The organism is Nostoc cf. edaphicum LEGE 07299, from assembly GCF_015207245.1.
Taxonomy (GTDB): domain Bacteria; phylum Cyanobacteriota; class Cyanobacteriia; order Cyanobacteriales; family Nostocaceae; genus Nostoc; species Nostoc edaphicum_B.
Genome location: NZ_JADEXF010000759.1, coordinates 1 through 3,218, shown reverse-complemented (window position 1 = coordinate 3,218; position 3,218 = coordinate 1). Strand labels below are relative to the sequence as shown.

Below are 3,218 nucleotides of genomic sequence, written 5' to 3'. Positions count from 1 at the left end.
TATCTAACTGAAGGAGACATTATGATTTCTCCTCCTTATCTCCATCGCAAATTGTCTTGGGACATTGATGCGAAATTTTTGTTACTCCGCCTGGAACCGAAACTATTTACTTCTACTGTCGATGAATCTGTTGATGCAGATGTTGTGCAAATTGTGCCACAGTTGAAGATTCGTGATCCTTTAATCCAACAAATTGCTTTGACACTCAAAACAGAACTAGAAACAGATGGATTGAGTGATCGCCTCTACGCTGAGTCAATGGTGAATGCATTGGCAGTTCATCTATTACGGCGCTATTCGACAACAAAACAAAAAATTCCAGCTTACTCTGGCGGGCTGCCTAACCATAAGCTACAACAAGCTATTGACTATATCCAAGCCCACTTAGCAGAAGATGTATCATTAGAAGCGATCGCCACAGAACTTGGCATGAGTCAGTATTACTTTGCACGACTGTTCAAACAGTCTATAGGCTACTCTCCTTACCAATATTTAATTAAATGTCGCATTGAATGTGCCCAAAAATTAATGATCCAGGGTCAGCAGAATATTGCAAATGTTGCTATGCAAGTCGGGTTTGCTAGTCAAAGTCAATTTGGCAGACACTTCAAACGCATTACTGGAGTGACACCAAAACAATTTGGCAGAAAATAGCAATAATCTACTAAAGTCGCAAAAAATAGATATACTCCAGTTACCAAGATTTCATATTTTGAGTTGAAGTGTATAAATGAAGTCTTGAACTAGAATTATCATGCCTGCAATCTCTATCAACAACGATGTTGCTACAACGATCGCGCTTTATTTTTCCACATCTGAAAATCAATCAGAAATTATCAATATTTTGCTTGCTTCAGTTGAAGTTCTTAAAAAACAATCAGGTTTCATTTCCTTTAGTATCCACAAAAGTCAAGATGGGTTGCGCGTTGCTACTTACGAACAATGGCAAAACCAAGCAGACTACGAGGCATTTTTAAATAGTATTGCTGGTAAAGAATTGACAGCCAAACTCTCAACCTTTCCAGTTGAGTCTCATCTATTTGAAGTTGTGGCTTCTCAATCGATTTCAGGCAGTCCTGTTCCCCCTCAAATCATAACGGGTGGTTTCCTAACTCACTTTGCCGAATTCCGAACAACACCAGAAAAGCAGCCTCGTTTAGTGGAATTACAGAAGGAATATATTGTCAAAGCTTTTGAAAATAATACAGGATTAGTTTCTGCTAATTTCCATCGCTCTTTAGATGGCTTAATGACTATTAATTATGGTCAGTGGAGTAGTCAGGAAGCATTCAAAGCTATTTTGCAAGCACCTGGATTTGAGTCAACTGGTTCTGGCTACTGGGTTGGTTTAGCTGAAAACGAATTTCATCTCTATGATGTCGTGTTTACCGAACCTAGTGAGGAAAATAATTAAATGGTTACTATTTCTAAAGACAAGCCAGTTCTAGCAGAGTTAGACATTTTTGTTACTCAACCTGATCAGCAGTGGTTATTAGTTGATAGTTTAGTAGCATACACTCAAAACATTCTCAAGCAACAACCTGGATATATTGCTAGCGCGATTCATCGTAGTTTTGATGGCTTTCGTGTGATTAATTATGTGCAGTGGCAAAGCCAAGAAGATTATCAGGTTTATATAAATAACCAAGAGATTTCTCTAGCTACTCAAATTACAGGCTTTTTTAATCCAGATTCTCATCTCTACGAAATTTTCATTAGTGAACCAGGTGATAGTCGATTGGAAATTACAGCAGGTAAAGGAGAATTAATTAATTTCGGTATCTTTAAGTTGAAAGATCCTGCTAATCAACCTCGTTTTCTAGAGTTTACCGCAGAAGCAATACGACAAATATCAGGACAACCTGGATTAATTACTACTCATTTTCATCGTTCACTTGATGGTGCGCGTGCTATCAATTATGGATTATGGAGTTCTCAAGAGGAGTACGCCAAAATGAACGCTAATCCTCCGATGGCTGAACCGTTGCTACAGATGAAATCGCTTGCAAATAATGAATTTCAAATGTCTTTATACGAGGTAGTATTTGCTGAAATTGCTGCCTAAATGGTTTCTAAATGATCGCTTCACTAAATACTGTTATAAAAAACGCCCCCCATTTCTGGGAGGCGTTCTTCATTCAGCTAAGACTTTCAGAATTAACCGTTGATAGCAGGAGCAGTCAGAGCAACAGGAGTAACTTCACCAGCAGCTAAGTCTAAGGGGAAGTTGTGAGCGTTACGCTCGTGCATTACTTCCATACCCAAGTTAGCGCGGTTGATTACGTCTGCCCAGGTGCTGATGACGCGACCTTGGGAATCAATGATTGATTGGTTAAAGTTGAAACCGTTCAGGTTGAATGCCATCGTGCTGATACCCAAAGCGGTGAACCAGATACCGACGACAGGCCAAGCTGCTAAGAAGAAGTGCAGTGAACGGCTGTTGTTGAAGGAAGCGTATTGGAAGATTAAACGACCGAAGTAGCCGTGGGCTGCAACGATGTTGTAGGTTTCTTCTTCTTGACCGAACTTGTAACCGTAGTTAAGAGATTCGGTTTCGGTGGTTTCACGCACCAAGGAAGAAGTTACTAGAGAACCGTGCATTGCCGAGAACAATGAACCGCCGAATACACCAGCCACACCTAACATATGGAAGGGGTGCATCAAGATGTTATGTTCTGCTTGGAACACAATCATGAAGTTGAAGGTTCCAGAGATACCCAAAGGCATACCATCAGAGAAAGAACCTTGACCAATTGGGTAGATCAAGAATACTGCGGTAGCGGAAGCTAAAGGTGCGCTGTAAGCTACGCAGATCCAAGGACGCATACCTAAGCGGTAAGAAAGTTCCCACTGACGACCCAGGTAGGCAGCGCAACCGATTAAGAAGTGGAAAACTACCAACTGGTAAGGGCCGCCGTTGTACAACCACTCATCTAAGGAAGCAGCTTCCCAGATTGGGTAGAAGTGCAAGCCGATTGCGTTTGAAGAAGGAACAACTGCACCAGAGATGATGTTGTTTCCGTAGATCAAAGAACCTGCAACTGGTTCGCGGATGCCATCAATGTCCACAGGAGGAGCAGCGATGAAAGCAATTACGAAGCAGGTTGTAGCAGCTAGCAGGGTTGGGATCATAAGCACACCAAACCAACCGATGTATATACGGTTGTCGGTGCTAGTAATCCACTCGCAAAAGCGATCCCATACGTTCTGTCTCTTAT

Annotated in this window: 4 protein-coding genes; 3 read left to right on the top strand and 1 reads right to left on the bottom strand. The window is 41.5% G+C overall.

Annotated features, from left to right (window positions below; all coding sequences use genetic code 11):
- The 3 genes from IQ229_RS20245 to IQ229_RS20235 all read left to right on the top strand — a co-directional run.
- Window positions 1-654: helix-turn-helix domain-containing protein (locus tag IQ229_RS20245; protein WP_194046819.1), on the top strand; the 654-nt coding region annotated here is incomplete at its 5' end.
- 100 nt (window positions 655-754) lie between these two features.
- Complete coding sequence (locus IQ229_RS20240; protein ID WP_194046817.1) at window positions 755-1,414, top strand: antibiotic biosynthesis monooxygenase; 660 nt, start codon at window positions 755-757, stop codon at window positions 1,412-1,414.
- Window positions 1,415-2,065, top strand: a complete 651-nt coding sequence (locus IQ229_RS20235) for an antibiotic biosynthesis monooxygenase family protein (RefSeq protein WP_194046815.1) — start codon at window positions 1,415-1,417, stop codon at window positions 2,063-2,065.
- Between the two features lie 92 nt (window positions 2,066-2,157).
- Here IQ229_RS20235 and psbA read toward each other — a convergent pair.
- On the bottom strand, window positions 2,158-3,218 hold a 1,061-nt coding region (gene psbA, locus IQ229_RS20230; protein WP_194046813.1), incomplete at its 5' end, for a photosystem II q(b) protein.